The 20,125-nt window shown below is 63.3% G+C and carries 14 protein-coding genes; 5 read left to right on the top strand and 9 right to left on the bottom strand.

What is annotated here, in order from left to right:
- Positions 1-91: 91 nt before the first annotated feature.
- Positions 92-1,810 carry a patatin-like phospholipase family protein gene (locus BM338_RS06075; RefSeq protein WP_090449890.1) on the bottom strand — a complete coding sequence of 573 codons (1,719 nt, stop codon included), beginning with the start codon at positions 1,808-1,810 and terminating at the stop codon, positions 92-94.
- A 104-nt stretch (positions 1,811-1,914) separates the two neighbouring features.
- Here BM338_RS06075 and BM338_RS06070 point away from each other — a divergent pair, with 104 nt between their 5' ends.
- Positions 1,915-3,996 carry a M3 family metallopeptidase gene (locus BM338_RS06070; RefSeq protein WP_090449889.1) on the top strand — a complete coding sequence of 694 codons (2,082 nt, stop codon included), beginning with the start codon at positions 1,915-1,917 and terminating at the stop codon, positions 3,994-3,996.
- A 61-nt stretch (positions 3,997-4,057) separates the two neighbouring features.
- On the opposite strand, the gene BM338_RS06065 is transcribed toward BM338_RS06070, so the two are convergent.
- On the bottom strand, positions 4,058-4,270 hold the full coding sequence (locus tag BM338_RS06065) for a cold-shock protein (RefSeq protein ID WP_090449888.1): 213 nt from the start codon (positions 4,268-4,270) through the stop codon (positions 4,058-4,060).
- 235 nt (positions 4,271-4,505) lie between these two features.
- Between BM338_RS06065 and xth the strand changes: the two genes are divergently transcribed.
- The 3 genes from xth (at position 4,506) to BM338_RS06050 (ending at position 6,906) form a co-directional block, all read left to right on the top strand.
- Positions 4,506-5,273 (top strand): exodeoxyribonuclease III, encoded by a 768-nt coding sequence (gene xth / locus BM338_RS06060; protein ID WP_090450139.1) that lies wholly within the window; start codon positions 4,506-4,508, stop codon positions 5,271-5,273.
- Positions 5,273-5,956, top strand: coding sequence for a YecA/YgfB family protein (locus BM338_RS06055; protein WP_090449887.1), 684 nt, complete (start codon positions 5,273-5,275; stop codon positions 5,954-5,956). The genes xth and BM338_RS06055 overlap by 1 nt, the downstream gene beginning before the upstream one ends.
- Before the next feature lie 116 nt (positions 5,957-6,072).
- Positions 6,073-6,906, top strand: coding sequence for a pirin family protein (locus BM338_RS06050; protein ID WP_090449886.1), 834 nt, complete (start codon positions 6,073-6,075; stop codon positions 6,904-6,906).
- A gap of 430 nt (positions 6,907-7,336) precedes the next feature.
- Here the strand turns inward: BM338_RS06050 and BM338_RS06045 are convergent, their stop codons facing one another.
- The 7 genes from BM338_RS06045 to BM338_RS06015 form a co-directional block, all read right to left on the bottom strand.
- Positions 7,337-10,516 (bottom strand): discoidin domain-containing protein, encoded by a 3,180-nt coding sequence (locus BM338_RS06045; protein WP_090449885.1) that lies wholly within the window; start codon positions 10,514-10,516, stop codon positions 7,337-7,339.
- A 4-nt stretch (positions 10,517-10,520) separates the two neighbouring features.
- Positions 10,521-11,342 carry a carbohydrate ABC transporter permease gene (locus tag BM338_RS06040; protein ID WP_090449884.1) on the bottom strand — a complete coding sequence of 274 codons (822 nt, stop codon included), beginning with the start codon at positions 11,340-11,342 and terminating at the stop codon, positions 10,521-10,523.
- Positions 11,339-12,217: a carbohydrate ABC transporter permease gene (locus BM338_RS06035; RefSeq protein ID WP_090449883.1), complete on the bottom strand. Its 879-nt coding sequence runs from the start codon at positions 12,215-12,217 to the stop codon at positions 11,339-11,341. The genes BM338_RS06040 and BM338_RS06035 overlap by 4 nt, the downstream gene beginning before the upstream one ends.
- Complete coding sequence (locus BM338_RS06030) at positions 12,214-13,509, bottom strand: sugar ABC transporter substrate-binding protein (protein ID WP_090450138.1); 1,296 nt, start codon at positions 13,507-13,509, stop codon at positions 12,214-12,216. The genes BM338_RS06035 and BM338_RS06030 overlap by 4 nt, the downstream gene beginning before the upstream one ends.
- A 77-nt stretch (positions 13,510-13,586) precedes the next feature.
- Positions 13,587-15,062, bottom strand: a complete 1,476-nt coding sequence (locus tag BM338_RS06025) for a glucoamylase family protein (protein ID WP_090449882.1) — start codon at positions 15,060-15,062, stop codon at positions 13,587-13,589.
- Between the two features lie 193 nt (positions 15,063-15,255).
- Positions 15,256-18,075, bottom strand: a complete 2,820-nt coding sequence (locus BM338_RS06020; RefSeq protein WP_090449881.1) for a TonB-dependent receptor — start codon at positions 18,073-18,075, stop codon at positions 15,256-15,258.
- A 161-nt stretch (positions 18,076-18,236) separates the two neighbouring features.
- Positions 18,237-19,253 carry a LacI family DNA-binding transcriptional regulator gene (locus BM338_RS06015; protein ID WP_255367199.1) on the bottom strand — a complete coding sequence of 339 codons (1,017 nt, stop codon included), beginning with the start codon at positions 19,251-19,253 and terminating at the stop codon, positions 18,237-18,239.
- Between the two features lie 360 nt (positions 19,254-19,613).
- Here BM338_RS06015 and BM338_RS06010 point away from each other — a divergent pair, with 360 nt between their 5' ends.
- Positions 19,614-20,072: an SPFH domain-containing protein gene (locus tag BM338_RS06010; RefSeq protein ID WP_090449879.1), complete on the top strand. Its 459-nt coding sequence runs from the start codon at positions 19,614-19,616 to the stop codon at positions 20,070-20,072.
- Positions 20,073-20,125 lie beyond the last annotated feature (53 nt).

Below are 20,125 nucleotides of genomic sequence, written 5' to 3'. Positions count from 1 at the left end.
GGTAGCGGCTGAGGTTGTTGTAGGAGCCCCCCCTGTGGGCGCCCGCTCTGCGCCGCGGTCTTTCGGCCGCTTTCGCCCACAGGGTGGGCTCCTATCGTTGCTGGTCTTCGAGCACCTTCAGCGTATGCACGTAACCGGCTTCGATCGCGCGCTGCCAATCCTTCCAGTCCAGCATGCCGATATGTTCCAGCGGCGGTGTGATCAGCAGATCCGCGCGTTCCCGGCGATGCAGGCTTGGCGCTTCGCTATTCACCATACCCGCGCGCACCAGGGTGGAGACCAGGCCCGGGCGCTGGATGGTCTGTCGCTGTAGCAACAGTCGCCACCAGGGCGGCGTGGCGTATTCCTCGGCGGTGGTGAGCAGGGAAATCTCGGCGCGGATATCCACCGCGGTGATGTGATCGATGCCGTCCGTCGCCATCACATCGGTGGGCAGGTTATTCATCAGCGCGCCGTCGATATACACGCGGCCGTGATGCAACACGGGTGGCAGCACGCCCGGTATGGCGCTGGAGGCGCGCAGCCATAACCACAGCGGCCCGCGGCGCTGCGCCACCATGCCGTCGCCGGACAGGCAGGTGACCATGCAGAAGAACGGCAGAGTGAGGTCTTCGATATCCAGCGCGCCGAATGCGCGGCGCAGCATCAGCGCGGCGCGGCGGCCGCGGGTGAGCGCTACCAGCGGCAAGGTCCAGTCCGACAGTGGGCGGCCTTCGATAAAGGCGCGTCGGTAGACCTCGGTCATCTCGCCGAGCTCCCAACCGGCGGCTACGCCTGCGCCGATGATCGCGCCGATGCTGGTGCCGCCCACGCTGTCGAACACATGGCCGGCTTCACGCAGGGCGCGCAAGGCGCCGAGGTGGGCCAGCCCGCGCGCGCCGCCACCGGCCAGCACTAGTCCACGCGCATGGCCGCTGATCAGCCGCGCCAGCCGCGCAATGTCGGCCTGGCCGCCGACGTGGTGGTGTTGCAGCTCGCCGCTGAACTGGGCGCGCCAGCGCTGTGCCGCGCCCAAGCTGGGCTGGCGCCCGGGATGCAACAGAATCAGATGGCGCGGCCGATGCCCGGCACGCGAGGGATGCAGCGGTGCGCCTTCCGGCCAGGGCCGTGCCGGCTGCGCGGCCTGCGTGGGCAGCAACAACACGTCAGCCTGGCGCAGGCAGCGCTGGCGCCACAGCGCATCGCCGCGCGTATCCAGATAGATCACGAAGCGCACCTGCGCTTCGCGTTCGGCGAACCAGTCGCTGCCGCGACCGGCGCCGTGTTCCTCGTCGATGACCGCGCAGCTGCCATAAGGCTCCAGCGCCATCGCCAATTGCATCGCCAGCGCGCGCGCCGGCACCTCGGCATCCACCGGCAGCAGGGCGAAGGTGCGCGCGTTGCCGGGGCTGTCCTCGTTGCGCAGGCGCTTCTGCAGGCGCGCAATGGCCACGCGCGCCACGCCCAACATAGCCTGTGGATAGCGGCTGACCAACGCCTCGAAGGCGGCGCGGTCCAGCCGCAGCAATTCGGAGTCGCGCAAGGCGCGCACCGTGGCCTGACGGCTTTCCCCGCTGACCAGGCTGATCTCGCCCACGCTGTCGCCGGCCGAGATCAGGCGCGTCAGTTCGGTCGGTCCATCGAAACTGCCCAGGCTGCCGCTGACCAGCAGGTACATCGCGTCCGCCGGCTCGCTCTGCTTATAGAGCGGCCGTCCACCGGGCAGGCCGAACCACACCAGCTGGCGGCCCAAGGCCTCCAGGGCGTCCGTATCCAAATGCCCAAACACGTCGCTTTGACGTAGTAGTTCGGTGAAATCCGTCTGCAACATGGATGCGATGGTACGGCGCGCTTTGTGACAGCCAGAAGTGCGTCGCAGAGCGGCTTGATTTCGCCCCGGCCGGTCGCCACGCTGGCGGCCTTAAGGAGAAACACATGTCCCAAGACAACAAGCTGGATAACCGGCTGGACAACCCGTTGCTGGCCGACGCCACCCTGCCCGCCTTCTCGCAGATCCGCCCGGAACAGGTCACCCCCGCCATCGACACCCTGCTGGCGGATTACCGCCAGGGTATCGACGCGCTCACCGCCGCCGGCGGGCCGCGTGATTTCGACGGCGTGATGCTGACCCAGGAGCGGCTGGAACAGCGCCTGGCGCGGGCCTGGGCACCGGTGAGCCATCTGCATTCGGTGGCCGACAACGAAGCCCTGCGCGAGGTCTACGGACCGGCCGAGGAAAAGCTCACCGACCACGCCATCGAGCTGGGCCAGAACCGCGAGCTGTACCAGGTGGTGCAGGCGCTGGCCGATGCGCCGGGATTCGCCGCGCTGGCGCGGCCGCAGCGTGCCCTGGTCGAGCACGCGCTGCGCGATTTCAAGCTGTCCGGCGTGGCGCTGGAAGAGCCGGCGCGCTCGCGCTATCGCACCATCGGCGTGGAGCTGAGCAAGCTGTCCACCGAGTTCTCCAACGCTGTGCTGGATGCCACCGACGCCTGGCACGAACACATCACCGATGAGCGCGACCTCGCCGGCATTCCTGAATCCGGCCGCGCTGTGCTGCGCCAGTACGCCAAGGAACAGAATCTCGACGGTTATCTGGTCACGCTCAAGCAGCCCAGTGTGCAGGCGGTGCTGACCTATGCCGATAATCCCGGCCTGCGCGAGCGCGTGTACTGGGCCTACCAGACCCGCGCCTCCGATCAGGGCCCGCACGCCGGCAAGTACGACAACGGCCCGCGCATCGAGAAGATCATGGCGTTGCGCCACGAAGCCGCGCTGCTGCTCGGCTTCGCCAATGCCGCCGAAGAATCGCTGGCGACCAAGATGGCCGATTCGCCCACCGAAGTGATGGAGTTCCTGCACGACCTGGCCCAGCGCGCGCGTCCGGTGGCGCGCAAAGAACTGGCCGCATTGCGCGAGTTCGCCAGTAAGGAACTGAAGCTGGACAACCTCGAGTCCTGGGATGTCGGCTACGCCTCCGAAAAGCTGCGCCAGAAGAACTACGACCTGGACGAGGAACAGCTCAAGCCGTACTTCCCGCTGCCCGCGGTGATCGACGGCCTGTTCGGCCTGGTGCAAAAGCTCTACGGCGTCACCCTGAGTCCGCGCGACGGCGTCGATGTGTGGCATCCGGAAGTGCGTTATTACGACATGCGCGACGCTGACGGCCGCGTGTTCGCCGGTGCCTACGTCGATCTGTATGCCCGTTCAGGCAAGCGTGGCGGCGCGTGGATGGACGTGTGCCGCTCCCGCTTCAGCGACGGCGGCAACGAACAGCTGCCAGTGACGTTCCTCACCTGTAACTTCGCGCCGCCCACCGAAGGCCGCCCGGCCCTGCTCACGCACGACGATGTGCTGACCTTGTTCCACGAATTCGGCCACGGCCTGCATCACCTGCTCACCGAGATCGCCCTGCCCTCCATCGGCGGCATCGATGGCGTGGAATGGGACGCGGTGGAACTGCCCAGCCAGTTCATGGAGAACTTCGGCTGGAACCGCGAGGCGCTCGACCTGTTCGCGCGCCATTGGCAGACCGGCGAAAAGCTGCCGGAGGAACTGTTCCAGCGCATGCTCGCCGCGCGGCATTTCCATGCCGGCCTGTTTCTGGTGCGTCAGCTGGAATTCGCGTTGTTCGACTTCAGCCTGCATCTGGAATACGACCCGGAACAGGGCGCGCGCACGCTGGCCGTGCTGGAAGAAGTGCGCAAGCAGGTGGCTGTGCTGCATCCGCCGATCTGGCAGCGCTTCCCCAACGGCTTCAGCCACATCTTCGCCGGTGGCTATGCGGCTGGTTACTACAGCTATCTGTGGGCCGAACTGCTCAGTGCCGACGCCTTCGGCGAGTTCGAAGAGCAGGCAGCAACCAACGGCAGCGTGATCGACCGCGCTACCGGCGAGCGCTTCCGCGACGAAATCCTCGCCGTGGGTGCCAGCCGCCCAGCACTAGAAAGCTTTGTCGCCTTCCGCGGCAGAAAACCGGAGCCGGAGGCCTTGCTGCACAGCTATGGGCTGGCCTGATACACCCCCGACAAAAAAAGCCCGCTTGCGCGGGCTTTTTTTGACACATACCGGGTCGGACTTAGGCGGTCTGGACCTGGCTGGCCTGCTTGCCCTTCTGACCCTGGGTGACCACATAAGTCACCTTCTGGCCTTCCTGCAACGACTTGAAGCCGTTGCCCTGGATTTCCTTGAAATGGACGAACAAGTCTTCGCCACCTGCATCCTGGGTGATGAAGCCGAAGCCCTTGGCGTCGTTGAACCACTTGACGGTTCCGTGCTGACGATCTGACATAAAAAGTACCTTTGAAATGAAACTGAAGCGTGGGAAATTAGTGGTTTAAAATACGGTGTTCAGGGTCGCTGTGAAAGCAGTGCATCCCAGTGGCCTCAGATCCTGTACCCCCCATCCTAGCTCGTTTCCCCGTCTTGAGGGCGGTAGGTTCGGGGCAGGACCTGGCTTTGCCGGCCAATCGCCCACCGCTGGAGCGGGTTCGGGCCACGGCCAGGCTTCCCTTACAATGCCGCCCATGAAAATCGCCAGCTGGAACGTCAACTCCCTCAAGGTGCGCCTGCCGCAGCTCACGCAGTGGGCGGCCGAGGCGCAGCCGGATGTGATCGCGCTGCAGGAAACCAAGCTCGAAGACGCCAAGTTCCCGGTCGACGAACTGGCCGCCGCGGGTTATCGCGCGGTTTACTCCGGGCAAAAAACCTACAACGGCGTGGCCATCCTCGCGCGCGAAGAACCCAGGGATATCGTCACCGACATCCCCAACCTGGACGACCCGCAGCGCCGCATTCTCGCCGCCACCGTCGGCGACGTGCGTGTGGTGGATCTGTACGTGGTCAATGGCAAGGCGGTGGGCGACGAGAAATATGCCTACAAGCTGGACTGGCTGGCCAAGGTGCGCGAATTCCTGGCGCGCGAGATCGAGCGCTACCCGAACCTGGTGGTGCTGGGCGATTTCAACATCGCGCCGGACGATCGCGACGTGTACGACCCGGCGACCTGGGGCGAGGATATTTTGTGCTCGCCACCCGAGCGCGCCGCGCTCAAGGCGATCACCGATCTCGGTCTGCACGATAGCTTCCGCCTGTTCGAACAGGGCGGCGAACACTACAGCTGGTGGGACTACCGGCAGGCAGCCTTCCGGCGCAACATGGGGCTTCGCATCGATCTGATCCTGCTCGGCGATGCCCTGAAACCCGCGGCGAAGGCAGCAGCCATCGACCGCACGCCGCGTCGCTGGGAACGGCCTTCGGACCACACCCCGGTCACGCTGGATCTGGATATCTGATGAACACAACCAACCCCGACTGGCCCAGCTCGCTCAACGACAGCGAACTCGACGAACTGGACCGCTACCTGCGCGCCCATGCCGGCGATGGCGACCTGTTGCTCGATGGCGTGCACGGCATGCTCTCCGCACTGACGGTCGGCCCGATCCAGGTGCTGCCGGAAGAATGGCTGCCCGAAGTGCTGCACGAACCCTTCGCCGACGAGGAAGAAGGCAACCGCGTGCTGGCGCTGCTGGCCAAGCTCAACGACTCCATCGCCGCCGAACTGGACGTGGACGCCTACGAGCCCATTCTCGGTGAAATCGACACGGAAGCCGGCCCGGCGCTGTCGGCGGCCGGCTGGTGCGAAGGCTTCAGCCGCGCCATCGACCTGCGTGCCACCCTGTGGGAAAAGCGCCTGGCCGACGATTCCGCTCTGATGGAGCTGCTCGGCCCGGTGATGGCACTGGCGGTGGACGAAGGCATCCTCAGCGCCGAGACCGACTTCGAAAAACTCAGCGACGAGGAATACGACGAATGCCTGGTCCAGGTGCCGGCCGTACTCGGCGCAGTAGGCCAGTACTGGCACGAGCATCCAGTGACCGAGGCTGAGCTCGAAGCCATGGTGCATGACGCCGCCGAAAGCAGCGACGACGAGCACAACCCGCCACCGCGCCATCGCAGCGGGCATTGGGTGCACTGAAGTGACGGGGTGAGCGCGCCTCACCCCGTTTGGAAACAATCCGTTCGCATCACGCCGCTTGGATGCGGCAAGCCGCATAACCATCATGGTGCGCAGACCTTCCACGGGAGCCAGCCATGACTGAGCGCAGCATTGTTCGCCGCATCCGCGGCACCGACACCTCCGACGGCGCGGGCGTCAAGCTCAAGCGCATCATCGGCCAGCCTGGCCTGGACATGCTCGACCCATTCCTGCTGTTGGACGAGTTTCGTTCCGACCAGGCCGGCGATTACCTCGCCGGTTTCCCGGAGCATCCGCATCGCGGCTTCGAAACCGTTACCTACATGCTCGCCGGCCATATGCAGCACGGCGACAACCACGGCAACCGCGGCGATCTCGGCCCCGGCAGCGTGCAGTGGATGACTGCCGGTCGCGGCATCCTGCATTCGGAAATGCCGCAGCAGGAAAACGGCCTGATGTGGGGATTCCAGCTATGGGTGAATTTGCCGGCCAAGGACAAGATGACCGACCCGCGTTATCAGGACATCAGCCCTGAGCGCATTCCGATGGCGCATCCGTCGGATGGCGTCGAGGTGAAGGTGATCGCGGGTGAGTTGTTCGGTGTTGTCGGACCGGTCGCCGGTGTTGCTACGGCGCCGGTCTATCTGGATATCTCGGTGCAGCCGGGTGCGCAGTTGGAGATTCCGTTGCCGGAGGGGCATAGCGCGTTTGCTTATGTGTTTGATGGCGGTGATGCGCAGGTGGCTGGCGAGGTGTTGAGCCGGAGTGAACTGGCGGTGTTGTCCAAGGGCACTAGTGTGCGTGTTGCCGGGCGGGATGCGGCGGCGCGGGTGTTGGTGGTGGCGGGAAAGCCGCTTGGCGAAAGCGTGGCTCGGTATGGGCCGTTTGTGATGAATACGCCGGAGCAGATTCACGAGGCGATTGCGGATTTTCGCGCTGGTAAGTTTTGACTTCTTGCTTTTCCCCCTCTCCCTTCGGGAGAGGGTTCGGTCTTGCGACATCCTCTCCTTACTCGTCATTCCGGCGAAGGCCGGAATCCAGTGGCGTTGTCGCTTCGATGGTCGCGTTGTTGCGACCGGGCTCGCCCGCCGCGGGCTTTCGAACCGCTGCCGCGGTCCGAGTCACTTTCTCTTTGCTGGCCCAAAGAGAAAGTAACCAAAGAGAAATGGCCTGAGAGCAGGCGGTGGGCCTTGTAGCTCCGCCGTTTCCAGTGTCAGGCGTCGGGATGGTTTTCTTCAGACCTGATCGCTCAGCCCCACTGCCTGCTAGAGCAACATCTCCCTCTCCCCACCGGGGAGAGGGTTGGGGTGAGGGGCGGGTGCTCGAGATGACGTAGCTATCTCAGAAGCTGAAGTTTGTTTGCGAACTACAGCGCCGCCGTTACTTCGCACCCAAATCCACCACCACGCTGGCTGGCACACGCCGAATCACGATCTCGCCATCTTTCCATTCCGCAGCAGCACCATTCACCGTCACGTTCTTCGCCGGTCGCCCTGCATACGGCCACGGCAGTACCAACCCACCGGGCGGCGGTGTAATACCGCGTTCGACTTTCAACGTCAGCTTGTCGTTCTGCTCACGCAGTGAGTAGCTGAGTTCGCCGTAGGGTGTACGCAGGTGGCGGATGGCGATGCCATCGCCTTTCAACCATGCGGCAGGTATGCCGGCGGCGAGCACCAGTGCCTGGTCGCGTGGCCGTTCGTAGGCGAACAGGTCGTAGGCGGAGCGTAGGTAATCAGAGGCGATCCAGGCGTGGGGCATGTCGCCGACGAAGCGGGGTTTGCGTGGGTCGCGACCCACGACTTCGGCCCATTGGTTCCAGGCGGCAGGGCGGCGGTCGGCGAAGAAGAAGTCGAGGAGCGGTTCGATGCGGTCGCGCCAGCCGAGGCGTACGAAGCTGGCGATGGTGCGCAGTTCGTAGGGGGTGTAGTCGTCCCAGTCGAGCTTGCCGTCGCGGCGGTCGGTGAAGCCTTTCCAGTAGCGTTCGAAGGTGCTGTTCACCAACGCGGGTGGCAGCCAGGTCTGGCCGTCGCCGGGAGAGAGGGCGATGGTGGTGGAGGTGGCGTCGAAGTCGCCGAGTTCGGCGGCGCCAGGCAGGTAGTCGATGCGGTGTTGCTTCACCGCGGCGTCGATGGAGGCGTGCAGATCGGCGCGGAAGCTGTCCCGCGATTGGGCGATGCGCGCGGCTTCGTCGTCATGGCCCAGGGCCCGGGCCAGGGTGGCAGCATCGTCGTAGCCCTTGAGTGCCCAGAAGTCGTCCCAGTACGAATGCATCGGTTTGGCGGAATAGCCTTCATGGCTGATCGAGGCAGGCATCAGGCCGTACAGCGCGCGGCGTTCGGGTGTCTGATTGGCGGCACCGCGTTCGCTTTCGCGCAGCTTGTCCATGTAGGCGATGGCGCGTTCGACGTGCGGCCATTGTTGTTCGAGTGCGGCGCGGTCGTGGGTGTAACGCCAGAGTTCGGCGATGGCGAAGATCAGTTCGCCATGGCTGTCGTTTTCCGGCACCGGGTCGGAGCCGCGTGCATCGACGCAGCAGGGCACTTTGCCGTTGCTGAATTGATGCGGCGCGTACCAGTGCACGAATTCGCCGGCGGCATCGGCATGGCCGCTGCGCACCAGGCCTTCGGTCATCATGGCGCCGTCGCGCACCCAGCTGCGTGCATAGGAGCGCGTGCCGGGTTGTAGCGCTGGGCCGTCGCGTGACATCAGCATCTGGGCCAGTGCGCTGCGTGCGGTGTCGGCGATGACCTGCTGTGTGGCAGGAAGCTGCACGTTGACGCGATTGAGCTTGTTGCGCCAGTCGTCGGCGGTACGCGTCACTTCGTGTTGCAGCCACGCGCTCGCATCGCGTGGCACACGTACCTCATCGCCATGCCATGGCACCACCAGACCCAGCGTGCGGTTGCCGTGGGCGGGGAGATCGAGGTGATAGAGCAGTGCGCCCTGGGCAAAGCCGACATCGGTGTGCAGGTTGTCGACATGAGGGCGTTCGCCCTGGGCAAGCCGTTCGGGTAACGGGCCGGCCTCGTACTTGTTGGCGACGAAATCGTCAGTGGCCTGCAGCGGCACGACGCGCTGGTTCCGGTTGACGGTGAGAGTCTTGCCGTCCCACGCGAAGTCATGGATGCGATGGATGCCGCCCGGCGTGTTGAGGAACTGAGTTGGCGGATTTACCTGGAACGGACGCGCCAGCAAGGCCAGGGTAACCCGCTGCGGCTGGCTGCTCTCATTGCGCAAGGTGTAGCGCAAGACGAGTTCGGAGTGTTCGGCGCTGCCGGTGGCGAACGCGGTCGTCTCCAGCGTCAGTGCGTCGGCGTGCCAGAGCACCGAAGGAATCGGCAAATAGCCGTCCAGCAGACTTTGCGAGCTCTTTACTGTGGCCCAGTCGATCACGTTGCGACCGGAAAACAGCATTGGTTCGATTGACCAGCCGCCCTTGCCTACTTCCACCGCGCCATCTTCGGAGATCAGTGATGACTGACGTGCACCGCCATCGACGCCGATCAGGGTCCAGTAACTCTGCTCACCCGAGAAGCCGCGCGGAAAGATGCCTCGCTTGCCGCGCTTGGCCTGCTCCTGGAAAAACACGTTGGGCGAAGCGCCCCAGGCACGGTCCTTCACTTCGAGCTGCGACAGTCCATAGGCGCGGCCGGCGCCTTCCTGCCATTGCAGGCGTATATAGCGGGCTTGCGCGTCGGGCAGGAACAATGCGTTGTCGCCGCCATTGCCATCGCTGACCTGATAAGCCGTATGCCATTGCTTTGCATTATCGGAAAGCAGCACGTCGTAGCGTGAGGCGTGCTGTCCCGGTAGCCAGCGCAACTGCAGTCCGCCGAATTCGCGCGAGGCACCCAGATCCAGCGTGACGGTCTGCGCAGTGGCTCCCGAGAGATTGCTGCGCCATTCGCCCTTGCCTTCCACCATGCGCTGCACGCTATAGCCCGGCAGATGGGATGATGCCTGCGCACGCACAGGCGGAACAACCGCGGATTCTGGTGGCAGAGGTTGCAGGCGCAGATTAGAGAGGCACAGCTCGCCTTTGCCACCCTTGCCGGCATACACGCTGATTTCCAGCGCCGCCGTGTGGCGTAGCGTGCGTTCCTTGGTAGGACCCCAGGCAAATTCCACCTGCTTGCGGCGAAACTCGATGGTCTGCCATGACGTGCTGGGTTGGAACGCTTCGCGTCGATACCACCACACATTGTCGCCGCTCGTATCGGCCAGCTTTACTTGCAGGTCGTTCGGCGGCATGTCGCCGCGCACATCGAATGACAGCGCGAAATTGTCCGGCCAGTCCACCGGCAGTTGGCGACGCAACATGGCCGCGCCAGAGACGCCGTGGAAATCGAAGGACAGGCAAACGGCCTTGCCTTGCTTGCCATCCGCCACGCCAAGCGCGGTCTCGATATCGTCTGTGCCTTCGGCGGTCCATGTATTGGAACGGCTGAAGTCGTCCAGCGTGACTGGCGTGCTGACGGCATGCGCCGTGGAAGCCAGCAGCGCAGTGGCCAACAAAGCGAGGAGCGAAAGGTGCTTGATAGGGGAGCGTGACGGCATCGGCTCAGCCCTTCACACTGCCCAACAGCAATCCCTGAAGGTAGTAACGCTGCAATGCCAGGAACAACAGCAACACGGGCAGCACGGTGACCACCGAGCCGGCCATCATCAGCTCCGAATCCTGCACATGCTCGCGCGACAGCGAAGCCAGTGCGATGGGCAGCGTGTAATGCTCCTGCCCAGTCAGCGCAATCAGCGGCCACATGAAATCGTTCCATGCGGCGAGAAAGGTGAAGATCGCTAGCGTCACCATGATCGGCTTCAGCAGCGGCAACACGATCTGCACAAAAATGCGCAGCTCGCCGGCACCGTCGATGCGCGCCGCTTCCATCAAATCATCGGGAATGCCGCGCGCGTACTGTCGCACCAGGAAGATGCCGAAGATGGTCGCCATCGCCGGCACCACTACGGCCGCGTAGCTGTTCACCAGGCCGAGATACTTCAACAGCAGGAACAGCGGCAGCATCGCCACCTGTGCCGGAATCACCAGGCCGCCAAGCAACGCCTGGAACAGACGCTCGCGCCCGGCGAAACGCAGCTTGGCGAAGGCATAGCCAGCCATCAGGTTGAAGGCCAGCGACAGCAAGGTGATCGCGGTGGACACCAGCAGACTGTTGAGCAGATAGCGACCCATGCCAGCCCGCGCGAACAGCTCGTGATAGTTGTTCCAGGTGGGATGCGCGGGCAGCAGCGGCGGTGGCAGCGAGCTGGCTTCGCCCGGCTGCATGAACGATACCGACAGCATCCACAGCAGCGGAAACAGCGCAATCGCCGAGCCGCCGATCAGCAGACCGTTGATGGTGGCCTTGGCAAGCCGCGGGCTCATGCCTCACCTCCGCGCTTCGATACACGCAGCATTGCCGCGGTCACCGCGAACATGATCATGAACAGCAGGAAGGCCACGGCCGATGCGGAGCCGAGATTCCACCATTTGAAGCCTTCTTCGTACATCAGGTAGAGCACGCTCACTGTGCTTTGCAGCGGGCCGCCCTCGGTCATCACATAAGGCTCGGCGAACAGCTGGAAGTAACCCGACACGGTGAGGATGCTGACCATCAGCAAGGTGGGCCCGAGCATCGGCAAGGTGATGTGGCGGAACTGCCGTAGCGCGGAAGCGCCGTCGATGCGCGCCGCTTCGTAGAGATCGGCGGGAATCGCCTGCAGGCCGGCGAGGAAGATGATCATGTTGTAGCCAAAGTTCTTCCACACCGCGAACAGGATGATGGTGGGCATCGCCCAGTGCGGGTCGCCCAGCCAGTCCACCGGATGGATGCCGATGCCGCCGAGCACGTAGTTGGCGAGGCCGTATTTCGTGTTGAACAGATAGCGCCAGATCACCGCCACCGCGACTACCGTAGTCACCACCGGTGCGAACAGCGCGGTGCGAAACAGCGGCTTCATGCGCGCCAGCGGCGAGTTGAGCAGCATTGCTGCGCCCAGCGAGGTGACGATGGACAGCGGCACGCCGATGGCGACGAAGCACAGCGTGTGTCCCAGCGCCGACCAGAACAGGGGCCGGTGCAGTAGCTCCCAATAATTGCCCAGTGCCACGAAACGCAGGTTGCGGATATCAGCCAGCGCGTAAAGGTCGTAATCGGTGAGGCTAAGTACGAAAGCCGCAATCACCGGCAACAGAAAGAACAGGCCAAGCACCAGCAAAGCCGGGGTGAGAAAGAGCCAGGCGGCGCGTTGCGGGTTCATGGCTGGCGACTCCGGTCGCTCGGGTGCGCGCGGTCTTGTTGAGAGGTGCGGCCATGGATGGCCGCAGCTGATTCCAGCATCCAGCGGCGCTTTTCCAGGATCAAGTCGGCTCTTCGGTCGATCTCCGCCGCGGCCTGGTCGATGCTCAGTTCGCCATGCACAGCTTGTGCCGCGACCAGCTGCATTTCGGTCACGATGCGCTCCCACTCGGGAATCGGCGGTGTCGGCTTGACCCGCTCGAACTGCTCACGGAAGGCGCGCGCCTTGGGATCGTCGCGTAGTGCGCCGCTTTCCCAGGAGGCACGGCGCGGCGGCATGTCGCCGAGCAGGTCGTAGAAGCGCTGCTGGATCTCGGGGCGCGACAGAAATTCGATCAACTGCCAGGCCTCGTCCTTGTGCGGCGAGCGCCGGAAAATCACCAGGCTGGAACCGCCCGCGTTGGAGGCGCCGGGGCCATCTGGACCGGGCATCGGTGCCGTGTTCCAGTCGCCCTGCTGCGAGGCGGGCAGGCGCTTGCGGAACTCACCGATATTCCACGGCCCGGAGAAATAGAAGGCGTACACGCCGCGGCCGAATTCGGTCCACGGGTTGCCGGCTTCGACATTGGTGATAGCCGGCGCCTGGCGTTGCTTGAACGTATCCACGTAAAAGGCCAGCGCGCGCTTGAAGCCCTCGCTGCGGAAATTGCCGTAGCGATTGTCGTCGCGCAACACGGGTTCAGGCTGTTGCAGCGCCAGCACCAGCAACTGCTCGAACTCGTTGGTGGGCAGCAGGGCGCCATAGGTGCCACGTTCGGGATGACTCAGCGCGGCGAGCATACGTCGCCATTCGGCCCAGTCGCGCGGGGGCGCATTGAAGCCAGCCTGCTTGAGCAGGTCGCCGCGATAGAACAGCAGGCGTGCGTCCACATACCAGGGTACGCCGTACAGCGTGCCGTCGATCTGGTTGGTGGCCCAGATGTTGGCGAAGTAATCGGATGGCTGGATGACTTTCGATGCGGCGACGCGTGCCTGCAGCGGTTCCAATGCATCCAGCGCCGCCAGCTCCGGGATCCAGGTATTGCCCAGTTGGGTGATATCCGGTGTGGAGCTGCCGGCGATGGCCGTCAGCAACTTCTGGTGCGCAGCGGATAGCGGCAGCTGCTGCAGCTTGACGTGGACGCCGGGATGTTCGCGCTCAAAATCCGGCAGCAGCTTGGCGACGGCCTCGCCTTCGCGGCCAACGGTCCAGAACGTCAGCTCACGCGACGACGCACTGGAATCCGCACAGCCGGAGGCGAGCGCGATCGTCATCCCGACACAAGCCCAGGCGAGCGCGTGCAGTGCGTGGCGGCGCGCGCGCAGGAACGTGTGGCGCCGTAGCTTGCGGGTCATGGGGTCTTGGCGGCCTGTTCCAGCCAGCCGCCGGTGAAGCCGGCGCGTTCAAGGCCTTTGCGGATATACGGGTTCTTCTTCATCACGTTCCATACGAACTCGCTGCGCCAGTTCTCAGCCATCAGCAGGATCGGGCCCTGGTCGATGCCGAGGTGCACCGTGTCGACCCAACCCAGCTCGGGCACCAGCTTGCCGGTGCGTAGATCGGTCTGGGTGTGGAAGCTGGGATTGAAGGCATCGACAAAACCGTACTTGGTGTAGATGTGCTTGCCGTAGCGGCGCTTCATTTCTTCCAGCGCCGGCACCACGATTTCCGGCGCGAAAGCGATCGAGCCGCCGGCCGCGGTGGGCACGATGGTGCCGTCGTCGCTGATGTAGTCGCGTCCCGCGCCACGCGCGGTATAGCCGTGGAAGGTGAGTTCCTTGCCGCCGCTCTTCACCACCAGGCCGCCCGGGCCGTTGCTGGCGGTGAGGCCCCACACGTTCTCGCCGTAGCCGGTCCAGCCGCCGGGATTGGCGATGGCGTAGGCGCGCTGGGCGTAGGTGGCGCGGCGGCTGTTCTCGAAATAATCCAGATCCTTTTCGCGATTCCACGCATCGCGGATGCCGCGGAAATCCACCCACACATGGCTGTACTGGTGACCGAACAACGGCGCGAAGTTGAGGAAGGTCTGACCGTAGAACTCGCCCCAGGTGCGGTTGTATTTCGCTGACCAGGCAGCCCAGGCATCGTCGCCAACGGGATGCGTGGGCGAGCCCAGTGCCAGGATGTAAACCAGCATGGCTTCGTCGTAACCCTGCCAGTCGTGCGGAATGAACTGGCCGCCCGGCGTCCAGCCCATGCTGATCAGCGGCTTGCGCACCTGTGGCCAGGTCCAGTCGACGCGGCGATAGATATCGTCGGCAAGCTGGCGGATTTCCTTTTCCTGCGGTGTATCGCGGTCGTAGTACGACTGTGCGAACAGCACGCCGCCGAGCAACAGTGTGGTGTCGACCGTGGACAGCTCGACCCAGCGTGCCTCGCGCTTGCCGGTTTCCATGTTGAGGAAGTGATAGAAGAAACCGTGATAGCCGGTGGCGTCATCCTCGCTATCGTTCTGCGGCGCATCGTGGAAAAAGCGCAGCGTGGCGAGCGTGCGCTCGATCGCCTGCTCGCGCGTGATGTAGCCGCGCTCCGCACCCACGCCATACGCGGTAAGGCCGAAACCCACCGAGGCGATGCTGGCAAAGGACTGCGTGGGGTAGTGATCGGGGACCAGACCGTTCTGTTTGTTGGCACTGTCCCAGAACCAGTCGAAGGTGCGTTTTTCCAGATCGTCGATCATCGGCGGCACTTTCTCGCGCGCCGCAGTAGCAGCAGCGACCGGCTTGGTGTGCTTTGCTGTGTGCTTTGCCTGAGCGCCGAGCGGCGTCACGCACAAGAGCAGCGCGGCGAGGGCAAGGGAAAGTCCGGTTCGTTTGTTCGCGGGCATGAGTGCAGCCTTTCTGGTGTGAAGCGGAGCGTGGCTGGGGGAGAGCGCCACGAAACTCCTTTGAGGGTAAGCAAAGCGTTGATATAGACGTGTAAACGTTTACATGTTTGCCTTTTAAAAAGCCCGCGATGAACGGGCTTTTCGGTGAAGCCACGCTCCCCCGGTGAAGGAGGAGCGTGTCGTGCATGGTGCATCAGAAACTGTACCGTGCGCCGATCTGGAAGCGACGGCTCTGGTTCGGATCCGCACCGGTGGCCTTGCCGAAGTTGGGACTATAAAAATTCCCTTCGAAGGCATTCTGAACGTCGCGGTTGAACACATTCATCACGTCGAAGCGCAGCTCCAGGGCTTGGCTGTCGCCCCAGCGGAATTCCTTGGCGATCGACAGATCCAGGTTCACATACTTCTGACCGTACGCGCCCCAGTGATAGAACGAGCAGTTGTAGTCGCAAGTGCTGGTTGACTTGAACACTTCAAACGGCTGGCCCGAGCCGTAGGTGAAGATACCCGTCAGACGCGTATCCCAGGGGCCTGTGACGATGCCGTTGACGACAAGGTGATGCTTCTCGCCGACATGGCCTGCCGGATAACCCGCGGGACTGACGTAATCGAGCGAGTAGTTGTCGTTACCCTGAGTGCGCGCGTTCTGGTACGTGTAGGCCACACCCATGCCCCAGCCGGAGGCTTTGGTATAGGGCTTGTCCAGGCCGATCAGCACGCTGCTTGATTGGGTTTTCTTATAAGCGTTGTGCAGCACGGCCGCGTAAGGACTGCCTGCGGGCACGTCGAGGACGAAACCATTGGGCACGACCTTGCGATTCCACACCCAGGTGAACTGGTCGTAGCCGAGCACGCGGGCCAGCGTCAGAGAGCCGGTCCAGTCGCCGAATACCTGGCGCACGCCGAGACTGAACTGGTCGGTGTGCGGCGGGCGCGTTTTATTGTTGAGCACGTCGATCTCGGTACCGAGGCCGGGTACGCCACTAGCCAGCAACCCGTCGAGCCCAGCCTTGGACAGATAGGCCGGGTTCCACGGTATCTCGCCTGCCTTCGGTGTCTGACCAGGGGCGGCGAAGCGGAACGTGTAGTTGGGCACAGCCGAATGCAGTGCTTCCTGTGAGATCCAGTCGAACGGTGTGCGATCAAAGTAACGCCCTGCACCGCCAAAGATGGTCGTGCTCTGGTCGCCATCTTTGCTCACGTCCAGCGAGAAGCCCACGCGCGGCTGGATGGCGCCCTTGTATCCCGAACGTTCCTTGCCCGTGCTGATGTAGTTCTGCAAACCCAGATATTGCAGGGTCGGATACTGCTGCAATGGGGTGACGTAGGTGTTATTCAGCGCGTTGGTCTCGTAGTCCCAACGCAGGCCGAGGTTTAACTGCAAGCGCTGTGTGACATCCCAGTCGTCCTGGATATAGGTCCCGAACTGATTGGTGTGCAGATTGGCGTTGGCACCGAATGGGGAATACACCGCGCGATAAGGGGAATCGAAGCCACCGGGGTAGTTGGCACCTTCCTGGTAGAAGAAGGCAGGCACCGCATTATTGTTCTGCTCAATAGTGATGCCGTAGGCGGCGTATTTGATACCCATCTTCACGGTGTGGTCGCCGTGCCAAGACAGGCCGGTTAGCGTCAGGTCGTCGCGCAGCGTGCGCTGGGTCTGACCCTTGTTCTGTGCGTTGACGCCGCCGCCGATGATGGCGACGTTGTTCTCGTAGACCTGTTGCACCAGATCCGGTTGCGCCGCAGCGGGGTTCCACTTGGCGGTACCCGCATCGAGCATCAGGTCGTTGGTCCAGTTGTTGCCGCGCGACTGCCACTTGAGCAGCAAGTCATCCACACGATTCTTGCGGTTGCTGCGCGCGCTGTAGGCGGTGGTTTGGCCGAAACCGATCACTTCGTTATCGCGGCGAGTCGTAAGGCTCAGGTCGACGTTGTTGTCCTGATTGACCTGCCAGCTCAGCTTGCCGAAGAAGGTCTTTTCGTGGAACGGCGCAGAGAACGTGCCGTTGTATTGCTTGAAGCGCGGGTCGGCGATGCTCACCGAAGTATTGCCGGTGTCCTTGCGCTCGTCGTAGTTAACGAAGAAGGTCAGCGTGTCCTTGAGGACGGGGCCGCCCAGCGAGAAGCCGCGTTGCTGGCGCTGGTAGTTCGGCTTTTCGACCTTGTTTTTCCGGTCGAACGAGTCTTGCGAAATCATCGCTCTGTTCTGGAAGTAGTCGTACACCGAGCCATGGAATTCATTGGTGCCCGACTTGGTGACGGCGGTGATGATCGCTGTGCCCGCCTGCTCGTACTCTGCCTTGTAGTTCTGCGTGAGCACGCGGAATTCCTGCACCGCTTCCTGCGAGAACGGGTTGCCACGCGTTGAGTCCTGGCCTGCGATGCCGCCCTTGAGCACGTTGTTCTTCAGGCTGGCGCCATCGATGAAAACGTTTACATTCTCAGCGGATTGACCGCCGGCCGAGAAGCTTTTGCTATTGGGGTCGCGCGACACCGTTATGCCGGGAACGAGCTTGGCGAAATCGAGGAAGTTACGTTCGTTCTGCGGCAGCGTATTGATCTGCGCCTGGCTGATATTGGTGCCGACTTCAGAGGTGCGTGTTTCGAACAGAGTGTTGGCGGAGACCGTCACGCCCTGCAGGTTCTGTGCGTTCGCGGTGGCGGTAGCCGCAGCGGCGGCATCCAGATTCAGCACCAGCGATTGGCCGACCTGCACGGTGACGTCCTGGCTGGCGCCGGTGCCCTTGGCCTCAACGCGATAACTGCCTGGAGCGAGGCTGGGCAGCGTGTAGTTGCCGCCTGCATTCACCGGTGCGCGCACCGTAAATCCATTCTTGAGATTGGTGGCGACCACTTCGGTTGCGGCCTGCCCTTGCGGCGCGTTGACGTGGCCGCGCACGGTCGCCGTACTGTTCTGCGCGAAGCTGGCTGCTGGCAGTAGCGCCGCCGTGGTGAGCAGGCCTGCCAGGGCCAGCGAGATCTGACGGGATAATGCGTGTTTGCTTGCCATGGCGTATCACCCTCCCTCAAGGGTACGAACTGCTATTGTCATGTTGTGGTTAGCGGTATTGCGGCGAGTGAGCGCGTTGCTGTGCCACTCACGGTGAACCGGCCCGCAAGCGAGTCGGCCCCCTAGGTTGTTGGCTCAATCCGTGGCCGTCAGCTTTCTTGTTAGGTCTTGCGGCTACGTTCGTTCGTGCTCGATGCCCGGATCATCAGGTCTGCCGGCATGCGGATATGCGCAGGCGGCGTGCCGTCATGGCGGCCCTCGATCTGTGTCATGAGCTGTTCCAGCGCGGCCTTGCCGAGTTCGGCGATGCGCACGCCCACCGTGGTCAGCGCGGGGCTTACGTAACGCGCCATCGGCACGTCGTCGAAGCCGGCCACGGCGATGTCTTCCGGAATGCGCAGGCCCGCTTCGCGGATCGCCGCCATGCAGCCGATCGCCATCATGTCGTTGGCGGCAAACACCGCGTCGGGGCGCGGGTGCATCGCCACCAGCTGGCGGCCGGCGCGGTAACCGGATTCTTCGTTGAAATCGCCGGGGAGCACGATGGCTTCGCTGCCGGGTGCGCGTTTGGCCAGCGTGTCGCGATAGGCCTGTTCGCGCTCGGCCACGTCGTGGTTCTTGGCAGGCCCCTGGATGAAGGCGATGCGGCGGTAACCGGCATCGATCAGATGTTCCACCACCAGGCGCGCGCCGCCGCCGTTGTCCACCGACAGCGCGGGATAGTCGTCGCGGTCGAGCACGGTATTCATCAGCACCGTGGGCAAGCCCACCGGCAGGTTCTGGCGCAGAAAGGCGGCATCCGCATGCGGCGACATCACCAGCAGGCCGTCTACGCGGCCCTGCATGGCGTGCATCGCAGTGGCCGCCTCAGCGGCGCCATCGTGCGAACTGGATACCAGCAGCTGCAGGCCATGGGTACGGGCGGCCAGGTCGATGCCGCGGATCAACTCGGAGAAGAATTCGCCATAAAGATCTGGCAGCAACGCGCCGATAGTGTGAGTACGGCGGGTGATCAGGCTACGTGCGGCGCCGTGGGGGATGTAGCGGAGACGGGCGGCAACTTCACGAACGCGTTCCATGGTTTCAGCGGTGACACCACTGCCGCCGTTGAGCGCACGGGAGACGGAGGCCACGGAGACCTTGGCTTCACGCGCTACGTCTTTGATCGTCACTCCCACGTCGGCCCGCTCCCAGAAGCGTTCGGAAGTCCGCTATGAGCCGAACGTAAACGTTTTCATCCGAGCTTGTAAAGCTTTTGCAAATCAAGGACTTTGCTGCAGCGCAAAATATTCCGGCAAATGCGGTGAGGCCGGGATGGCCTCAACCGCTTAGAAAACCGGCATGGGAGCTAGAAAGCTGTCTCCTGCGCCGCAGCAATCAAAAAGCCTTGCCGGCCAGACGTCTAGGCCTTCAGGGGGATTGTAAAAATCCATAAGTTCGCGGTTAAATCACGGTTAATCCAAGCGGTAGCCGGCGGATGTAAGATTAACCTCCGCAGAAATTAAACAATAACCTGTAACTCACTGTTTTCATTTGCCATGACCGCCCTAATCCTGATCATTGCCTTGTTTTTGCTCGCTCTGTTCGCCAGTGCGATCAAACGCGTACCGGTAAATCAGGTTTTCAGCGTGTACCGCCATGGCAAGCCGCGCCGGCTGTTGCAGCCGGGCACGCATCTGGTGTGGCCCGGGCTGGATCGCGTAGGGCATCGCATTGATCTTGGTGGCCAGGTGCTGCGTTTCCAGGAGCCGTTGGCCGATGCGCATGATGTGCGCGGCACGGTGTATTGGCAGGTGCTGGAACCGGAACGTGCTGACGCGGTGATCGAGCAGGCGGACCAGCTGATTCGTGGCGGCGCTATCGACGCGCTGCGCGAAGAGCCCGAAGCGCTCAACGTTGACCGCCGCGACCTCGGCACTCGTCTGAAGCAGGCTATGAACAAAGCGCTCCGCGAGCGCGGCATGATGGTGACGCGGGTGGAACTGGATTTCGCCTGAGCCAAAGCATTCGTGAGGCCGCCTTAGAGCGCCCACGACAAAGGGGAACTTGA

It is taken from the genome of Dyella sp. OK004 (assembly GCF_900114495.1).
In the GTDB taxonomy this organism is placed as follows: Bacteria; Pseudomonadota; Gammaproteobacteria; order Xanthomonadales; family Rhodanobacteraceae; genus Dyella_D.
This window is presented reverse-complemented; position numbering and strand designations above follow the sequence as displayed.